Origin of the sequence: Pseudomonas sp. JH-2, from assembly GCF_036231725.1 — a bacterium.
Taxonomy (GTDB): domain Bacteria; phylum Pseudomonadota; class Gammaproteobacteria; order Pseudomonadales; family Pseudomonadaceae; genus Pseudomonas; species Pseudomonas delhiensis.
Map to the genome: position 1 here is coordinate 154,916 of NZ_JAZAQP010000001.1, position 15,563 is coordinate 170,478.

At 69.9% G+C, this 15,563-nt stretch carries 16 protein-coding genes; 9 read left to right on the top strand and 7 right to left on the bottom strand.

Annotated features, from left to right (window positions below):
- Positions 1-167 precede the first annotated feature (167 nt).
- The gene (locus VV867_RS00650) at positions 168-1,781 is read right to left on the bottom strand and encodes a GGDEF domain-containing response regulator (RefSeq protein WP_109936161.1); all 1,614 of its coding nucleotides are present in this window, start codon (positions 1,779-1,781) and stop codon (positions 168-170) included.
- Between the two features lie 249 nt (positions 1,782-2,030).
- Here VV867_RS00650 and VV867_RS00655 point away from each other — a divergent pair, with 249 nt between their 5' ends.
- The 4 genes from VV867_RS00655 to speA all read left to right on the top strand — a co-directional run bounded on the left by VV867_RS00655 (position 2,031) and on the right by speA (position 6,458).
- Positions 2,031-3,098 (top strand): DUF2333 family protein, encoded by a 1,068-nt coding sequence (locus VV867_RS00655; RefSeq protein ID WP_109936162.1) that lies wholly within the window; start codon positions 2,031-2,033, stop codon positions 3,096-3,098.
- A complete protein-coding gene (locus VV867_RS00660) occupies positions 3,098-3,634 on the top strand; it encodes an NUDIX hydrolase (RefSeq protein ID WP_275628485.1) in 537 nt (178 codons plus the stop codon). The genes VV867_RS00655 and VV867_RS00660 overlap by 1 nt, the downstream gene beginning before the upstream one ends.
- A gap of 306 nt (positions 3,635-3,940) precedes the next feature.
- Positions 3,941-4,312: a translation initiation factor Sui1 gene (locus tag VV867_RS00665; RefSeq protein WP_109936164.1), complete on the top strand. Its 372-nt coding sequence runs from the start codon at positions 3,941-3,943 to the stop codon at positions 4,310-4,312.
- Between the two features lie 232 nt (positions 4,313-4,544).
- Positions 4,545-6,458 carry an arginine decarboxylase gene (gene speA / locus VV867_RS00670; RefSeq protein WP_109936165.1) on the top strand — a complete coding sequence of 638 codons (1,914 nt, stop codon included), beginning with the start codon at positions 4,545-4,547 and terminating at the stop codon, positions 6,456-6,458.
- Between the two features lie 328 nt (positions 6,459-6,786).
- Here speA and pdxR read toward each other — a convergent pair whose 3' ends face one another.
- On the bottom strand, positions 6,787-8,205 hold the full coding sequence (gene pdxR, locus VV867_RS00675; RefSeq protein ID WP_328565369.1) for a MocR-like pyridoxine biosynthesis transcription factor PdxR: 1,419 nt from the start codon (positions 8,203-8,205) through the stop codon (positions 6,787-6,789).
- Positions 8,206-8,329: 124 nt separating this feature from the next.
- Between pdxR and cbpA the strand changes: the two genes are divergently transcribed.
- Together cbpA and VV867_RS00685 are read left to right on the top strand one after the other, a co-directional pair.
- A complete protein-coding gene (cbpA, locus tag VV867_RS00680; protein WP_109936167.1) occupies positions 8,330-9,280 on the top strand; it encodes a curved DNA-binding protein in 951 nt (316 codons plus the stop codon).
- On the top strand, positions 9,277-9,579 hold the full coding sequence (locus tag VV867_RS00685; protein ID WP_109936168.1) for a chaperone modulator CbpM: 303 nt from the start codon (positions 9,277-9,279) through the stop codon (positions 9,577-9,579). Before cbpA ends, VV867_RS00685 begins: the two co-directional genes overlap by 4 nt.
- 207 nt (positions 9,580-9,786) lie before the next feature.
- On the opposite strand, the gene VV867_RS00690 is transcribed toward VV867_RS00685, so the two are convergent.
- A complete protein-coding gene (locus VV867_RS00690) occupies positions 9,787-10,347 on the bottom strand; it encodes an NADPH-dependent FMN reductase (protein ID WP_109936169.1) in 561 nt (186 codons plus the stop codon).
- A 185-nt stretch (positions 10,348-10,532) separates the two neighbouring features.
- Between VV867_RS00690 and VV867_RS00695 the strand changes: the two genes are divergently transcribed.
- Both VV867_RS00695 and VV867_RS00700 read left to right on the top strand, forming a co-directional pair.
- Positions 10,533-11,291 carry an NAD-dependent epimerase/dehydratase family protein gene (locus VV867_RS00695; protein WP_328565370.1) on the top strand — a complete coding sequence of 253 codons (759 nt, stop codon included), beginning with the start codon at positions 10,533-10,535 and terminating at the stop codon, positions 11,289-11,291.
- A complete protein-coding gene (locus tag VV867_RS00700; RefSeq protein ID WP_328565371.1) occupies positions 11,288-12,121 on the top strand; it encodes an arylamine N-acetyltransferase family protein in 834 nt (277 codons plus the stop codon). Before VV867_RS00695 ends, VV867_RS00700 begins: the two co-directional genes overlap by 4 nt.
- Here the strand turns inward: VV867_RS00700 and VV867_RS00705 are convergent.
- The 4 genes from VV867_RS00705 to VV867_RS00720 form a co-directional block, all read right to left on the bottom strand.
- A complete protein-coding gene (locus tag VV867_RS00705; protein ID WP_328565372.1) occupies positions 12,118-12,576 on the bottom strand; it encodes a DUF2214 family protein in 459 nt (152 codons plus the stop codon). The two genes, VV867_RS00700 and VV867_RS00705, sit on opposite strands and share 4 nt — an antisense overlap.
- A gap of 114 nt (positions 12,577-12,690) precedes the next feature.
- Positions 12,691-14,040: an MATE family efflux transporter gene (locus VV867_RS00710; RefSeq protein WP_328565373.1), complete on the bottom strand. Its 1,350-nt coding sequence runs from the start codon at positions 14,038-14,040 to the stop codon at positions 12,691-12,693.
- A 52-nt stretch (positions 14,041-14,092) separates the two neighbouring features.
- Positions 14,093-14,494, bottom strand: a complete 402-nt coding sequence (locus tag VV867_RS00715) for a YkgJ family cysteine cluster protein (RefSeq protein WP_275628490.1) — start codon at positions 14,492-14,494, stop codon at positions 14,093-14,095.
- A gap of 81 nt (positions 14,495-14,575) precedes the next feature.
- Positions 14,576-15,025, bottom strand: a complete 450-nt coding sequence (locus VV867_RS00720; RefSeq protein WP_109936174.1) for a DMT family transporter — start codon at positions 15,023-15,025, stop codon at positions 14,576-14,578.
- A gap of 89 nt (positions 15,026-15,114) precedes the next feature.
- Here VV867_RS00720 and VV867_RS00725 point away from each other — a divergent pair, with 89 nt between their 5' ends.
- On the top strand, positions 15,115-15,549 hold the full coding sequence (locus VV867_RS00725) for an SRPBCC family protein (protein WP_328565374.1): 435 nt from the start codon (positions 15,115-15,117) through the stop codon (positions 15,547-15,549).
- Positions 15,550-15,563: the final 14 nt, after the last annotated feature.

Sequence of the window (15,563 nt, forward strand, 5' to 3'; positions counted from 1 at the left end):
CGTGGTTGAGTCTGGCGCGCTCTTCAAGGGCGCTTCGTGCCCATCACCGAGCGGGGCATGGCTAAGGTCAAGCGGCGGATAACCGCGAACGGTTATGCGCCCTACGCCGAGCCCACCCCCGGCGTAGGGCGGATAACGCCTACGGCGTTATCCGCCGATCCGCGGGATCAGGCGAACACCTCGACGCGGTTGCGTCCGCCGTGCTTGGCGCGGTACAGCGCCTCGTCGGCGCGCCGGGCCAGGACGGTGACGTCCTCGTCCCGGCCCAGCTGGGCGATGCCGCAGCTGAAGGTGCAGGCCAGGTCGGCGGGCTTGGCCGGGTAGCGGATCTCGGCGAAGCGCTGGCGGATTTCCTCCAGCACCTTGTGCGCCGCCGTGCTGTCGGTGTCCGGCAGTACCACGGCGAATTCCTCGCCGCCGTAGCGGCCGATGTGGTCGGTCTTGCGCAGGCGCTGCTTGAGGAACAGCGCCAGGCTCTTGATCACCCGGTCGCCCATGGGGTGGCCGTAGCTGTCGTTGACCTTCTTGAAGTGGTCGATGTCGAGCATGGCGAAGGTCAGCGGGCGGCCCTCGCGGCGCGAGCGGTAGCTGGCGTCTTCCAGCAGCTGCAGGGTGTGGGTGTGGTTGTACAGCCCGGTGAGGCTGTCGCGCACCATGCGCGCCTTGAGGCTGCGCGCCCGCGCCGCGCGGTTGCGCACGGTGGCGATCAGGTGGCGCGGCTTGATCGGCTTGGTGAGGAAGTCGTCGCCGCCCTCGCTCATGGCGTCCAGCTGCTTGTCCAGGTCGTCCTCGGCCGACAGGTAGATGATCGGCACGCTGACGTGGCGCTCGTGCTGGCGGATCACCTTGGCCAGCTCGGTGCCCAGGCATTCGGGCATGTACATGTCGAGGATGATCAGGTCGGGCTGGAACTCGGCCAGCTCGGCCATCACCGACAGCGGCGCGGTGAGCGCGCGGGTGACGACGCCGGCGCCGTTGAGGACCATCTCGGTGTGCGCCGCCTGGGCCCGCGAGTCGTCGACGATGAGCACGCGGAAGGGGTCGTAGTGGGCGACGCGGGTCAGCAGCTCGATCTTCTCCAGCACCCCGGAGGCGTCCAGGGTGCCGCTGAAGAACTCCTGGCCACCGGCGCGGGCCGCGGCCAGGCGCGTCGGGGTGTCGGTTTCCTCGTGGCTGAAGAACAGCACCGGCAGCTTGTGCGTCAGGCCCGCCTGCACCTCCTCGGCCAGGGCCAGGCCGAGGCCTGCGCCAGCGAAGTCGACCTCCATCAGCAGCGCCGCCGGGTGGCGCTCGGCCATGGCTGCGCGGAAGGCCGCGGCGTTCTCGCACAACTGCGCGTGGACGCCGAAGAACTCCAGCTGCTGGGCCAGGCGCTCGGCGCGCTCGGCGTCCTGCAGGGCCAGGTAGACCGGCTTGCGCAGCGGCGGCAGCTGGGTGTGCTCGAGCTGGTCGCCATGTCGCAGGCCGGTGCGCGACAGGCGCAGCATCAGCTGGGCGAACTCGTTGATCAGCTCGCTGGACAGGCGCCCGCGGTTTTCCGCCACGGCGTCCAGCCCGGCGCCGATGGCGGCGGCCAGCTGGGCGTGTTCGGCCTGCTCGAAGCGTTCGGCGTAGCGCTGCAGGCGCAGGGCGGCCTCGCGCAGGTCGAGCATGCCGCTGGCGGTCCATTCCGAGCGGCTCAGCTGCTGCCAGATCTCCAGCACGTGCCGGGCCTGGTGGATCACCCGCTGGGCGAAATGGTGTTTCAAGCGATCACGGGTCGGATCGTCGTGCTCGGTCATGGCGCGCTTCTTGTGGGGGCTGACGCGGTGGCGAGAGTCGCCGGAGCGATGATGGCATCATGCTACCATTTGCCGCTGGCAATTCCAGTGATGTCGGTCAAGGATCGCCACGCGTGCCATGCAGAGGGTAGGCTGCCCTTAGGGCGCCGACTGCGGCATGCTAGTGCGCCTGGATCGCGGCATCGTCCGGCACCTGTGGCGAGGCTGGCGGTCCAACCTCTTTCCGTTAGTCGAACCAAGGACTTTGCCATGTGGAACTGGAAAAATCGCGGCGGCTCGGTGCGCGAGCGCGTCGACGACAGGGTTGACGATGTGCGCGCCTACTTCGGCGGGCCCTGGCTGGCACGCGTGGTGGGCGGGCTGCTGGGCGCCTACCTGGTGGTTGCCGGCCTGGTCGGCTGGTACTGGAGCCGCGAGCCGGACCTGTTCCCCGTGCAGCAACACGCCCAGCAGGCCGCCGAGCGCGCCGGGCGGCAGATGGTGGTGGGCTACACCACCGTGGAAACCCTCAAGGAAGTGGTCAGCACTGTGCTGAACAAGCCGGGCGGCTACCTGTCCAACGACATCTTCCCGCCGGGCCTGTGGCTGGACAACATGCCCAGCTGGGAATACGGCGTGCTGGTGCAGACCCGCGACCTGTCCCGCGCCCTGCGCAAGGACTTCGCCCGCTCGCAGTCGCAGTCCACCGAGGACGCCGACCTGGCCCGCGCCGAGCCGCGCTTCAACTTCGACAATAAAAGCTGGGCGCTGCCGTCCTCCGAGTCGGAGTACGCCGAGGGCATCAAGTCCCTGGACCGCTACCTGGCGCGGCTTTCCGCCGAGCAGCCGAGCGCGCAGTTCTACGCCCGCGCCGACAGCCTGAACAACTGGCTGGGCGACGTCTCCACCCGCCTGGGCTCGATGTCCCAGCGGCTCTCGGCCAGCGTCGGCCGGGTCAAGCTCAACACCAACATCAATGCCGCCGCGCCGCTGGCCCCCGGGCAGGCGCCGCAGGTCGACGAGGAACTGCAGGAAACCCCCTGGCTGCAGATCGACAATGTGTTCTACGAGGCCCGCGGCCAGGCCTGGGCGCTGTCGCACATCCTGCGCGCCATCGAGGTCGACTTCGCCGATGTGCTGGCGAAGAAGAACGCCACCGTCAGTGTGCGGCAGATCATCCGCGAGCTGGAAGCCACCCAGGAACCGCTGTGGAGCCCGATGGTGCTCAACGGCGGCGGCTTCGGCGTGCTGGCCAACCACTCGCTGGTGATGGCCAACTACATCTCCCGGGCCAACGCCGCGATCATCGATCTGCGGCAACTGCTGGCGCAGGGCTGATGGACCTCGTCAGCGCCGCCGAGGCCGCCCACCGGCTGGCCTCGGACCGGGAACTGATCGCCTGGGTAGACGAGCGCGACCAGTTGCTGGGCGAGCTGCCGCGCGCCCAGCTGCGCGAGCGCGGGCTGATCGGCCGCGGCACCTTCATCCTGCTGTTCGACGGCGCCGGGCAACTCTGCGTGCACCGCCGCAGCCTGAGCAAGGCGGTGTACCCGGGCTACTGGGACGCCGCCGCCGGCGGCATGGTCCAGGCCAGCGAGAGCTACGCCCTGTCGGCCCGCCGCGAGCTGGAGGAAGAGCTGGGCGTGGCCGGCGTGGAGCTGCGCGAGCATGGCACCTTCTTCTTCGACGAGCCGGGCAACCGCCTGTGGTGCGCGGTGTTCTCCGCCACCTGGGACGGGCCGCTGAAGCTGCAGCCGGAAGAGGTGCTGGAGGCGCGCTTCGTCGAGCCGGGGGTGGCTTTGGAGGAGGCTGGCGCCGGGGCTTTGTACTGTCCGGATTCTTTGCAGGCTTTGAGGCTTTATTTGGCTTCTTGAGCGGCAGGCGGCAGGCTGCAAGCGGAAAGCTGAAGAGCCCCTCACCCCGGCCCTCTCCCGCTTGCGGGAGAGGGCCGGGGTGAGGGTGCTTTTTGAGGGGGCCATGGGGGCATGTCGCCAATCCGCCGATCAATGACGCATTTCCACTCTTAGCATTTGCCTCCAATGCTGGTAAATTGCGCGACCTTTCCGCCCGGGTCCTCCGGCGGGAATGCGCAGCCCCTGCCTGAGTGGGGCGTCGCGGTCGGCGCCAGCCGATCATTCGTTGACCTGGCCCTTAGAGGCCAATCCTGGGGAAAACGCCCGGTGGTCAAGAAAGCATCCTCCCTGTCCGCCCTCGGCGGGCTCGTCTACTCCACCGATGCGGGCCGGCATTGCCCGGACTGCAAGCAGCCCATTGGCGCCTGCACCTGCAAGCAGTCCGTGGTCCCGGCCGGCGATGGCATCGCCCGCGTGCGCCGCGAGACCAAGGGCCGCGGCGGCAAGACCGTGACCACGGTCAGCGGCGTGCCCCTGGCCGAAGACGCCCTCAAGGAACTGGCCAGCGCGCTGAAGAAGCGTTGCGGCACCGGCGGCGCGCTGAAGGACGGCATCATCGAGATCCAGGGCGACCACGTCGAGCTGCTCCTCGAAGAGTTGGCCAAGCGCGGCTTCAAGGCTAAGAAATCCGGCGGCTGATTCGTCTCTCCCCTGCAGGGAACGGGTTAGGCAGCGGCGCACGGCGCCGGCATGCCGGCCAGCCCGTTCCCTAGATGGGAGATGCGCCGCGCTCGCGAGTTCGCCACGCTTTCCTAAACTACCGCCAGAGATGGCGGTCAACACGGCAACGTCATACCCGACGTATAGGCTTGTTGCGTCCGCGCGCTACCCGCGCCGGGCGCTCGACTTTCTTTTCAGGAGACACCCGCGCATGGCCGCAAGACGGACCCGCAAAGACGACGGCAGCAACTGGACGGTGGCGGACAGCCGCAGCATCTACGGTATCCGCCATTGGGGCGCCGGCTATTTCGCGATCAACGACGCCGGCAACGTCGAGGTGCGCCCGCAGGGTGCCGACGCCCAGCCGATCGACCTGCACGCGCTGGTCGGCCAGTTGCGCGAGGCGGGCCTGTCGCTGCCGCTGCTGGTGCGCTTCCCGGACATCCTGCAGGACCGCGTGCGCAAGCTGACCGGCGCCTTCGACGCCAACATCGCGCGCCTGGAGTACGGCAGCCGCTACACCGCGCTGTACCCGATCAAGGTCAACCAGCAGGAAGCGGTGGTGGAAAGCATCATCGCCACGCAGAACGTCTCCATTGGCCTTGAGGCCGGTTCCAAGCCCGAGCTGATGGCGGTGCTGGCGCTGGCGCCCAAGGGCGGGACCATCGTCTGCAACGGCTACAAGGACCGCGAGTTCATCAAGCTGGCGCTGATGGGGCAGAAGCTCGGGCACAACGTCTTCATCGTCATCGAGAAGGAGTCCGAGGTGCAGCTGGTGATCGAGGAGGCCGAGCACGTCGGCGTGCTGCCGCAGGTCGGCCTGCGCGTGCGGCTGTCCTCGCTGGCGTCCTCGAAGTGGGCCGACACCGGCGGCGAGAAGGCCAAGTTCGGCCTGTCCGCCGCGCAGCTGCTGTCGGTGGTCGAGCGCTTCCGCAAGGCCGGCCTGGACCAGGGCGTGCGCCTGCTGCACTTCCACATGGGCTCGCAGATCGCCAACCTGGCCGACTACCAGCACGGCTTCAAGGAAGCCATCCGCTACTACGGCGAACTGCGCGCCCTCGGCCTGCCGGTGGACCACGTGGACGTCGGCGGCGGCCTGGGCGTGGACTACGACGGCACCCACTCGCGCAACGCAAGCTCGATCAACTACGACATCGACGACTACGCCGGCGTGGTGGTGGGCATGCTCAAGGAGTTCTGCGACGCCCAGGGCCTGCCGCACCCGCACATCTTCTCCGAGAGCGGCCGCGCGCTGACCGCGCACCACGCGGTGCTGATCACCCAGGTCACCGACGTCGAGCGGCACAACGACGAGCTGCCGAAGATCACCGACCGCGCCGAGCAGCCGGAGATCGTCCAGTACCTGGCCGACCTGCTGGGCCCGACCGACGCCGAGATGGTCACCGAGACCTACTGGCGCGCCACCCACTACATGAGCGACGCCGCCAGCCAGTACGCCGAGGGCAAGATCAGCCTGGCCCAGAAGGCCCTGGCCGAGCAGTGCTACTTCGCCATCTGCCGGCGCCTGCACAACCAGCTCAAGGCCCGCCAGCGCTCGCACCGCCAGGTGCTCGACGAACTCAACGACAAGCTCGCCGACAAGTACATCTGCAACTTCTCGGTGTTCCAGAGCCTGCCCGACACCTGGGCCATCGGCCAGGTGCTGCCGATCCTGCCGATCCACCGCCTGGGCGAGGAGCCGGACCGCCGCGCGGTGCTGCAGGACCTGACCTGCGACTCCGACGGCAAGATCACCCAGTACGTCGACGAGCAGAGCATCGAGACCAGCCTGCCGGTGCACGACGTGAAGGAAGGCGAGGACTACCTGATCGGCGTGTTCCTGGTCGGCGCCTACCAGGAAATCCTCGGCGACATGCACAACCTGTTCGGCGACACCGACTCGGTGAACGTCTACCAGGACGCCGACGGCAGCTTCCACCACGCCGGCATCGAGACCCACGACACCATCGAGGACATGCTGCGCTACGTGCACCTGTCGCCCGAGGAACTGATGACCCACTACCGCGACAAGGTGGCCGGGGCCAAGCTCACCGCCCGCGAGCGCACCCAGTTCCTCGACGCGCTGCGCCTGGGGCTGACGCGCTCGGCGTACCTGTCGTCCTGACCGGCACGGAGTGCTCTTCGTAGGATGGGTTGAGCGAAACCCATGCGGCGGTGGTGATGGGTATCGCTTCGCTCAACCCATCCTACGACGGTGTTCCTAGTAGGAACGGTAGGTGGGGCAGCGTAGGAGCGGACTCTGTCCGCGATTTCGTAGGGCGAATAACCGTTCGCGGTTATCCGCCGATTGACCTTGGCCATAGGCGCGCACTGGATTCAACCTCGGAGCCGCTTCCGGGCTGGCCTGCGGTCTGGCCTGGGGTGTCCAGCTCAGCCGTGGCGCGTGGGATAAGTGAGGTGTAGCGGCGTATAACCGCGAACGGTTATACGCCCTACGTTTCCATTACCCCCGCCACGCGCCTGGCCAATTCGGCTGCCTGCTTTTCGTCCTTCACATTGGTGAAACTCATCACCAGTGCCGGTTCGCGCTTCGCCTCTACGCACCAATTGTTCAACGCCTGCAGGCCCAGGCCGGCTTCCCGGGCACGGGCGGCGATGGCCTTGTCGTCGCCGTCGATGCGGCCGATCAGGTGCAGGCCGCCGGGCAGCTCGGCGAAGCGCATGCGTTCGCCCAGGCGCCGCTCCAGCGCGCTGCGCAGCAACTGCCGGCGCTGCGCGTAGAGCGTGCGGGTGCGCTTGAGGTGGCGGGCGAAGTGGCCCTCGCTGATGAAATCGCACAGCGTCGCCTGCTGCAGCTCGGCGCAGCCGTTGGCGAAGGTCTGCTGGCTGCGCACGAAGCGCGCCAGCAGCGCTTCGGGCACCACCAGGTAGCCCAGGCGCAGGGCCGGGAACAGCACCTTGCTGAAGGTCCCGGCGTAGAGCACGCGGCCCTGGCGGTCGAGGCTCTTCAGCGCCGGCAGCGGGAAGCCGGCGTAGCGGTACTCGCTGTCGTAGTCGTCCTCGACTATCCAGGCCCCGGCCTGGGCCGCCCAGTCCAGCAGGGCCAGGCGCCGCGGCAGGCTCAGGGCCACGCCGGTGGGGCTCTGCTGCGAAGGGGTGACCAGGGCGAAGCGGGCGTCCGGCGCGCGGCGCAGGCCTTCCTCCACGCACAGGCCGTCGGCGTCCACCGGCACCGCCACCGGTGCTGCGCCGGACGCGGCCATCAGCTGGCGCCCGCGCGGGTAGCCGGGGTCCTCGTGCCAGACGGCATCGCCTGGCTGCAGCAGGGTGCGGCTGACGAGGTCCAGCGCGCCCTGGTAGCCGGCGCATATCAGCACCTGCGCCGGTTCGCAGGCGATGCCGCGGGACACGTTGAGGTAACCGGCCAGCGCCTCGCGCAGTGGCGCGTAGCCGCAGGGATCGGGGTAGGCCAGCTCGACACTGGTGCCATGGCGCAGGCGGCGCCCGGCCAGGCGCGACCAGAGCGAGCGGGGGAAGGCGTCCAGCGCCGGCAGGCCGAGCTGCAGCGGCAGCACCTGCGGGCCGTGGGCGATCAGCCCGGGGAACACCTGCTCGGCCTGGGGCGCCAGGCGCGCCGGGCGTTCGGCGCTGCGCCCGGCCAGTTGCGGCGACACCACGGTGCCCGCCGGGCCGCGGGCCAGCAGGTAGCCTTCGCTGGTCAGCAACTGGTAGGCCAGTTCCACGGTGCCGCGGGCCACGCCCAGCTCGCTGGCCAGGCCGCGCACCGGCGGCACCCGCTCGCCCGGGCGCAGGGTGCCGCGGGCGATGGCCTCGCGGATGCGCTCGTAGAGCTGGCGGTAGATCGGCTGCGCCAGGCTTGGGTCCAGGCGCAGGGCGAGGGGCTCGGTCATGGCCTGGTTCGCTGCTGGCATTGTGGATAAATGACTATGCCATGACGCGGATCAGCCGTCGCGAGCGGACGACTGCCGCGCCAGCGGCTAGGCTTGCAGTTCCAGACCCGGGAGCAGCAAGGCGATGGATTTCAAGGATTACTACGCGGCGCTGGGCGTGGCGCCGGACGCCGACGAGAAGGCGATCAAGACCGCCTACCGCAAACTGGCGCGCAAGTACCACCCCGACGTCAGCAAGGAACCGGACGCCGAAGCGCACTTCAAGGAAGTCTCCGAGGCCTACGAGGTGCTCAAGAGCCCCGAGAAGCGCGCCGAGTACGACCAGTTGCGCCAGTATCAGCAGGGCGGCCATTTCGAGGCACCGCCGGGCTGGCAACCGTCCGGCGGCTTCGAGGGCGCCGAGCATTTCCAGGAGCAGGACTTCTCCGACTTCTTCGAATCGATCTTCGGTGCCCATGCCGGCCCGCAGGCCCATCGCCGGCGGGAAAGGCGCGGCCGCGATATCGAGCTGGAGGTGCCGCTGTTCCTCGAGGAGAGCCAGTCCGGCGAGCCGCAGCCGATCCGCTTCAGCCTGCCCAGCTACGACGAGCAGGGCCGGCGCCTGCCCGACGTGGAAAAGACGCTGAAGGTGCGCATCCCGCCCGGCGTGGTGGATGGCGAGCGCATCCGCCTGAAGGGGCAGGGCGCGGCGGGGCTGGGCGGCGCGCCGGCCGGCGACCTCTACCTGATCATCCGCCTGGCGCCGCACCCGCTGTTCGACGTCGACGGCCGCGACCTCGTCCTCGGCGTACCGCTGGCGCCCTGGGAAGCGGCGCTGGGGGCGAAGATCGAGGTGCCCACCCTGAACGGCCGCATCGCCCTGGGCGTGCCGCCGGGCAGCCAGAACGGCCAGCGCCTGCGCATCCGCGGCAAGGGCCTGGCCGGCAAGGGCGGGGACGCCGCCGGCGACCTCTACGCGGTGCTCAAGGTGGTGATGCCCAAGGGCGCGCCCGAGGGCGAGACGCGCAAGCACTGGGAAGAACTGGCCGCCCGCGCGGCCTTCGATCCACGCAGCCAGTGGGGTAAACGGCCATGAGCGAGATACTGCTGAGCCTGGAGCTGGAAGAGCTCTGCGAGGGCGCGCGGTTGCCGCGCGAGACGCTGCTGGAGATAGTCGAGGTGGGCATCGTCGAGCCCCTGGAGCGGCGTGGCGACACCTGGCTGTTCAGCGTCGAGTCGCTGACCCTGGTGCGCCGCGCGGTACGCCTGCAGCGCGAGTTCGAGGTGGACTGGCCAGGCATCGCCCTGGCCCTGCGCCTGCTCGACGAGGTGGAGCAGCTGCGCACCGACAACGCCCGCCTGCGCCAGCGCCTGGCGCGTTACGAGGAAGATTGAAGGGGCGGGGAGGCCGCCCCGCCCCACATTCCCCATGTAGGAACGGGAGGCGCGGTATTCCTCCCCGTAGGACCTTGTCCGCGATAGCCGGACGTATCGGCGCGGATCGCGGACAAGGTCCGCTCCTACGCTGCTCCACCCGCGCCATTCAAATGTAGGAGCGCGCCCTGCGCGCGAATCGCGGGCAGGGCCCCTACAATTCGCGATTCAGGCCCCGGCGATCTTCTCCACCCAGCGGGCATAGCTGTCGATGATGGTCTGCAGGAAGGGCCCGACCTGGTCGTTGGCCTTGCCGGCGGCGTCGAAGAAGTTGCCGGCGCCGCCCAGGTAGGTTTCCGGCTGCTGCATGCAGGGCACGTCGAGGAACACCAGCGACTGGCGCAGCGCGTGGTTGGCGCCGAAGCCGCCGATGGCGCCCGGCGAGACGCTGACCACCCCGCCCGGCTTGCCGCCCCAGGCGCTCTTGCCATAGGGGCGCGAACCCACGTCGATGGCGTTCTTCAGCGCCCCCGGCACCGAGCGGTTGTATTCCGGGGTGACGAACAGCACCGCGTCGGCGCGGCGGATGCGCTCGCGGAAGGGCGCATAGCTGGCCGGGGCGTTGTCGCCGTCCAGGTCCTCGTTGTACAGCGGCAACTGGCCGATCTCGACGATCTCCAGCTTCAGGTTCGCCGGGGCCCGCTCGGCCAGGGCCAGGGCCACCTTGCGGTTGAGGGATTCCTTGCGCAGGCTGCCGACCAGCACGGCGACGTCGAAGACTTTGCTCATGGGCGTTTCCTTGTTGCGAGGGGAGTCGGGAACCTTCGTTATAGACGAGAAATGTGGCATTCGCGGGGACGCTGCGCGGATCGGTCGCGCGAGCATGTCCCAGTCCGTTGATCGATTCTTGGCTCTGTCGACTGTGCCATGGCGCACCTAGAGTGGCCCCATCCACCCCCAGACGAGATGCGGACATGTGCACGAGAATCTTCTTCGCCGGCGCCACCGGCGCCGTGGGCAGGCGCCTGCTGCCCCTGCTGCTGGCGCGCGGCTACCGGGTGCTGGCGAGCAGCCGTGACCCGGCCCGGGCCGAGGCCCTGCGCGCGGCCGGCGCCGAGGCCTTGGTGCTGGACATCTTCGATGGCGCGGCGCTGGAGAGTGCCATGCTGGAGTTCCGCCCGCAGTGGGTGATGCACCAGCTCACCGACCTGCCGCCCGGCCTGGACCCGGCGCGCATGGCCGAGGCCACGTTGCGCAACGCCCGGGTGCGCCGCGAAGGCACCGCCAACCTGGTGGCCGCGGCCCGCGCCGCCGGGGCCCGGCGCCTGGTGGCGCAGAGCATCGCCTGGGCCTATGCGCCGGGGCCCTTGCCGCACCACGAGCGGCAGCCGCTGGACCTGGCGGCCGATGGCCCACGCGCCATCAGCGTCGGCGGCGTCGCCGCGCTGGAGAACGCCGTGCTCGGCGCCGCGCCCCTGGAAGGCCTGGTGCTGCGCTACGGGCGCCTGTACGGCCCGGGCACCGGCTTCGACGAACCCGACCCGCGCCTGGCCCTGCACGTCGACGACGCCGCCCGCGCCGCGCTGCTGGCGCTGGAGTGGGGCGCACCCGGGTGCTACAACCTGGCCGAGCAGGACGGCGAAGTCAGCACCGCGCTGGCGCGCCACCGGCTCGGCTGGCAACCGGGCTTTCGCCTGGAGGCCCACGCCATGACCCAAGGAGAAACCCCATGACCCCGCTCACCCCCTTCGCGCCGCAGCAATTGCAGGCCTGCCTGGCGCGCCTGGGCCTGCCGCCGCAGGCGCCGGCCGCGACCCTGGAGACGCTCGAGCGCCTGGTCGACGCCGCGCTGCACCATTTGCCCTTCGAGAACCTCGACGTGCTGCTGGAGCGGCCCGTCGCCATCGAGCCGGAGGCGGTCTTCGCCAAGGTCGTCGAGTGCGGCCGCGGCGGCTACTGCTTCGAGCTGAACAGCCTGTTCGCGCGCCTGCTGGCCAGCCTCGGCTACCGCGTCAGCCTGCTGGTGGCGCAGGTGCGCTGGGGCATGCCGGCGGAAGTCGAGCGCACCCAGCAGAGCCACCTGCTGCTGCGCATCGAGCTGGACGAGGGGCCCTACCTGGCGGACGTCGGCTTCGGCGGCGCCAACCCGCCACGGCCGCTGCCGCTGGTGATCGGCGAGGAACTGCCCGGCGGCTGGCGCATCGCGCCCCACGACGGCGACGAACTGGAGCTGGCGCTGCACACCGCCAGCGGCTGGCAGGCGCTGTACCGCTTCACCTTGCAACCGCAGTACTGGGTCGATTACCTGCCGCGCAACTGGTACACCTCGACCCACCCCGACAGCGTGTTCCGCAAGAGCCTGCGGGTGGCGCTCAGCGAGGGCGGCATGCGCCTGACCCTGCTCGACGGCCAGTTCGGCTGGCACGATGCCCGGGGCAACGCCGAGCAGCGGCGCATCCTCGACGTCGACGAGCTGATCGAGGTGCTGCGCGGGCGCTTCCACCTGCGCCTGCCGCCGGCCACCGGCGAGGCGCTGCGCGAGCGCCTGGCGCGGCTGCTCTAGTTGCCGGTCATGCCGATGCCGTGGGCCATCAGGCTGGCCAGCAGCGGCAGGATCAGCATCGCCAGCAGCTCGATGCGGATCACCAGGGTCACCCGCCGGCCCTGGGCCTCGCCGACCTGCGGGGCCTGGCCGGCCTTGAGCGCGTTGCGCCAGTTGAGGAAGGTCATGGTCGGGTAGATGGACAGCAGCGCCACCAGCACGAACAGGCCGACCAGGGCATGGAAGGCGGCGTTGTGCAGGTAGTAGTCCAGGCCCTTGGCGAACCACAGGGTGCGGGCGATGCCGCTGAGCAGCACGACGCCGGCGCTGGCGCCGTAGGCCAGGTCGATGATCACCAGGCTGCGGGCGCGCTTGGCGTCCAGCGGCAGCTGGAACAGGCGGTGCTCCAGCACCAGCAGGGCGAACATCACGAAGATGGAGACGAAGTGCAGGTAGGCAACCAGGGCTGAGGCCATGTCGTGGGGTCCTTGTCAGGCATGGGCCGTGGTCGCGGCCACGGCTTCGTTGTCATAGGCGCGATCGCGAATGCGCCGCCTCGCACTGTAGAGCGCGGCGGCGGCGCCTGCCAGTCAGGTGGAGGGCACGCCCACCCAGGCGTTGCGGCGCGTCAGCCGCCAGGCGTAGAGGGCCAGGATCAGCCCGCGCAGCAGCATGAAGCACAGGAACGCCAGCCACAGCCCGTGGTTGCCCAGCGGCTGCAGCAGCCAGCCCAGCGGCAGGCTCACGGCGCAGGCCAGGAGCATGGCGTTGCGCATCTCGCGGGCGCGGGTGGCGCCGATGAACAGGCCGTCGAGCAGGTAGCTCCACATGCCGATCAGCGGCAGCACGGCGAGGTAGGGCAGGTACTGGTCGGCCACCGCGCGCACCTCGGGGATGTCGCTCTGCAGGGCGATGAACAGGTGCCCGGCGCTGCCGAAGAACAGCACGAAGGCCAGGCTGGCCAGCAGCGACCAGCCGCAGGCGACCACCAGCGAGCGGCGCAGCGTGCGGCGGTCGCCGCTGCCGATGGCATGGCCGCACAGGGCCTCCACCGCGTGGGCCAGGCCGTCGAGGGCGTAGGAGGTGATCATCAGGCCGTTGAGCAGCAGGGCGTTGGCCGCCACCGTGGCGTCGCCCAGGCGCGCGCCCTGCACGGTCACCAGGAAGAACACACCCTGCAGCGCCAGGCTGCGGATGAAGATGTCGCGGTTGACCATCAGCAGCGGCGCCCAGCTGGCCCAGCGGCGCAGGCGGCGCCAGTCCGGCACCCCGGGGAAGCGCCCCAGCGCGCCGCGGGCCAGCCACAGGCCGAGCAGCGCGCCGCTCCACTCGGCGATCACCGAGGCCTGCGCGGCGCCGGCCACGCCCCAGCCCAGGCCGAGCACGAAGAGCAGTTCCAGGGCGATGTTCACCAGGTTGGTGGTCAGCAGGATGGCCAGCGGCCCGCGGGCGTTCTGCGTGCCCAGCAGCCAGCCGATCAGCGCATAGCTGGCCAGGGCCGCGGGCAGGCCGAACAGGCGGATGTGGAAGAACTGCCGGGCCAGGCCGTCGAGTTCCGGCGAGGCGTTCATCAGGCCCATGGCCACGGGCGTCAGCGGCACCGCCAGCAGGCCCAGCAGCAAGGCCAGGCCCATCGCCAGCAGCAGGCCCTGGCCGAGGATGCGCCGCAGCGCGCCGCCGTCGTCGCGCCCGGCGGCCTGGGCGGCGAAGCCGGTGGTGCCCATGCGCAGGAAGCCGAGCACGCCCACCAGCAGGGTGTACAGGCTGCCGCCCACGGCCACGGCGCCCAGCTGGTGGGCATGGGGCAGGTGGCCGATGACCGCGCTGTCGACCAGGGTCACCAGCGGCACGGATACGTTGGACAGGATCATCGGCGCGGCCAGCGCCCAGACCCGCCGGTGGGTCGGGCGATCGCGCCAGGCGTCGCTCAGTGGGTTCATGCAGGGCTCCGGAACAGCGCCGCAGTATAGCGGGGCCGCGGCGCCCGCGGTCCTACGCCTGCTTCTTGCGGTAGGCGCAGTAGCCCGGGCGCGGGCCCACCTGCGGGTGGTTGCGGCAGGTGTCCGGGCGCTTGGCGTAGACGGTGCACAGGCGCGTCTTGCGGTCCAGGTACAGGCAATCGCCGTTGCTGCTGCGGGTGAGGGTGAAGATGCCGCTCTTCTGGTTGAAGCGCTCGATCAGGCCTTCCTTGCTCAGGCGCTTGGCGATGTTCTTCGCCGGCTCCTCGCGCTCGAACTCGTCCACCACGCCCAGGCGGATGAGGTCGCCGATGCGCACTTCCACCGGCATGGTGCAGCAGCTGGCATGGCAGTCGCGGCACAGGCCCGAGCTGTACTTGGCCCAGGTTTCCAGGCGGTCGAGGTCGGCGTCGGCGATCAGCGGCGGTTTTCTCATGGCGGCGGCACGGTGCGTTGCGGGGCGCGCAATCATAGTGGCCTCGACGGCGGATTGCGCGCGCTTTCGACGAAATGGCGCTCAGCCCTTGCGGATCAGCCAGATGCCCACGCCGATGGCGGCCAGGCCGGCGAGCTTCATGGCGCTGACCGGGTTCTCCTTGAAGCCGGCCCAGCCGAAGTGGTCCAGGCTCATGGCCATGCCCAGCTGGCCGGCCAGCACCAGCACCATGAACAGCAGGGCGCCCACCCGCGGCGCGGCGAAGGCGGCGATGAAGATGAAGAACATGCCGAGGAAGCCGCCGCACCAGTGCCACCAGTGCAAAGAGCGCAGCGCCTGCAGGGCGGGGAACTCGCGGTTGGCCAGGGTCAGCACCAGCAGGCCGAGGGTGCCGACGAAAAAGGAGATCAGCGCGGCGGCCAGCACGCTGGACACCTGCTTGGCCAACTGGCCGTTGATGCCCGCCTGCAGCGGCAGGCAGGCGCCGGCGATCAGCGGCAGGACGAACATCCACCAGGGCGGCGTGGGCATGGGGTACTCCTTGGCAGTCGAAGCGAAAAGAACAGCCGGCTAGTATGCACCAGACCGGAGCAACGCTCCCGCCTCGCTGGAGAGAAACCATGGGCACCTTCGCTTCCCGTACCCTGGCCGTGCGCATCGAGCGCCCCTGGCAGGTGGCCTACGACTTCCTCGCCGAACCGCGCAACTTCCCGCGCTGGGCCTCGGGCCTGTGCAGCGCCATCGAGCCGCTGGACGACGACCAGTGGCTGGCGCAGAGCTCCCAGGGGCCGCTGCGGGTGCGCTTCTCGCCACGCAACCCGTTCGGCGTGCTGGACCACGACGTGCTGCCGGACGACGCGCCACCGGTGCACATCCCCCTGCGGCTGATCGCCAACGGCGACGGCTGCGAGTTGCTGCTGACCCTGCTGCGCCAGCCGGCGATGGACGACGCCACCTTCGCGCGCGACGCGCAGTGGGTGGAAAAGGACCTGGGGGCGATCAAGGCGCTGCTGGAGTCCGAGGAGCTGCCCTGGCCGATGGGGTTTTCGCCGTGACCGGGTTGGTGCTT

What these genes read in the sequence shown, in the direction of transcription:
- VV867_RS00650 (WP_109936161.1), bottom strand. Translation starts at nt 1,781, where the DNA reads ATGACCGAGCACGACGATCCGACCCGTGATCGCTTGAAACACCATTTC.
- VV867_RS00655 (WP_109936162.1), top strand. Translation starts at nt 2,031, where the DNA reads ATGTGGAACTGGAAAAATCGCGGCGGCTCGGTGCGCGAGCGCGTCGAC.
- VV867_RS00660 (WP_275628485.1), top strand. Translation starts at nt 3,098, where the DNA reads ATGGACCTCGTCAGCGCCGCCGAGGCCGCCCACCGGCTGGCCTCGGAC.
- speA (WP_109936165.1), top strand. Translation starts at nt 4,545, where the DNA reads ATGGCCGCAAGACGGACCCGCAAAGACGACGGCAGCAACTGGACGGTG.
- pdxR (WP_328565369.1), bottom strand. Translation starts at nt 8,205, where the DNA reads ATGACCGAGCCCCTCGCCCTGCGCCTGGACCCAAGCCTGGCGCAGCCG.
- cbpA (WP_109936167.1), top strand. Translation starts at nt 8,330, where the DNA reads ATGGATTTCAAGGATTACTACGCGGCGCTGGGCGTGGCGCCGGACGCC.
- VV867_RS00685 (WP_109936168.1), top strand. Translation starts at nt 9,277, where the DNA reads ATGAGCGAGATACTGCTGAGCCTGGAGCTGGAAGAGCTCTGCGAGGGC.
- VV867_RS00690 (WP_109936169.1), bottom strand. Translation starts at nt 10,347, where the DNA reads ATGAGCAAAGTCTTCGACGTCGCCGTGCTGGTCGGCAGCCTGCGCAAG.
- VV867_RS00695 (WP_328565370.1), top strand. Translation starts at nt 10,533, where the DNA reads ATGTGCACGAGAATCTTCTTCGCCGGCGCCACCGGCGCCGTGGGCAGG.
- VV867_RS00700 (WP_328565371.1), top strand. Translation starts at nt 11,288, where the DNA reads ATGACCCCGCTCACCCCCTTCGCGCCGCAGCAATTGCAGGCCTGCCTG.
- VV867_RS00705 (WP_328565372.1), bottom strand. Translation starts at nt 12,576, where the DNA reads ATGGCCTCAGCCCTGGTTGCCTACCTGCACTTCGTCTCCATCTTCGTG.
- VV867_RS00710 (WP_328565373.1), bottom strand. Translation starts at nt 14,040, where the DNA reads ATGAACCCACTGAGCGACGCCTGGCGCGATCGCCCGACCCACCGGCGG.
- VV867_RS00715 (WP_275628490.1), bottom strand. Translation starts at nt 14,494, where the DNA reads ATGAGAAAACCGCCGCTGATCGCCGACGCCGACCTCGACCGCCTGGAA.
- VV867_RS00720 (WP_109936174.1), bottom strand. Translation starts at nt 15,025, where the DNA reads ATGCCCACGCCGCCCTGGTGGATGTTCGTCCTGCCGCTGATCGCCGGC.
- VV867_RS00725 (WP_328565374.1), top strand. Translation starts at nt 15,115, where the DNA reads ATGGGCACCTTCGCTTCCCGTACCCTGGCCGTGCGCATCGAGCGCCCC.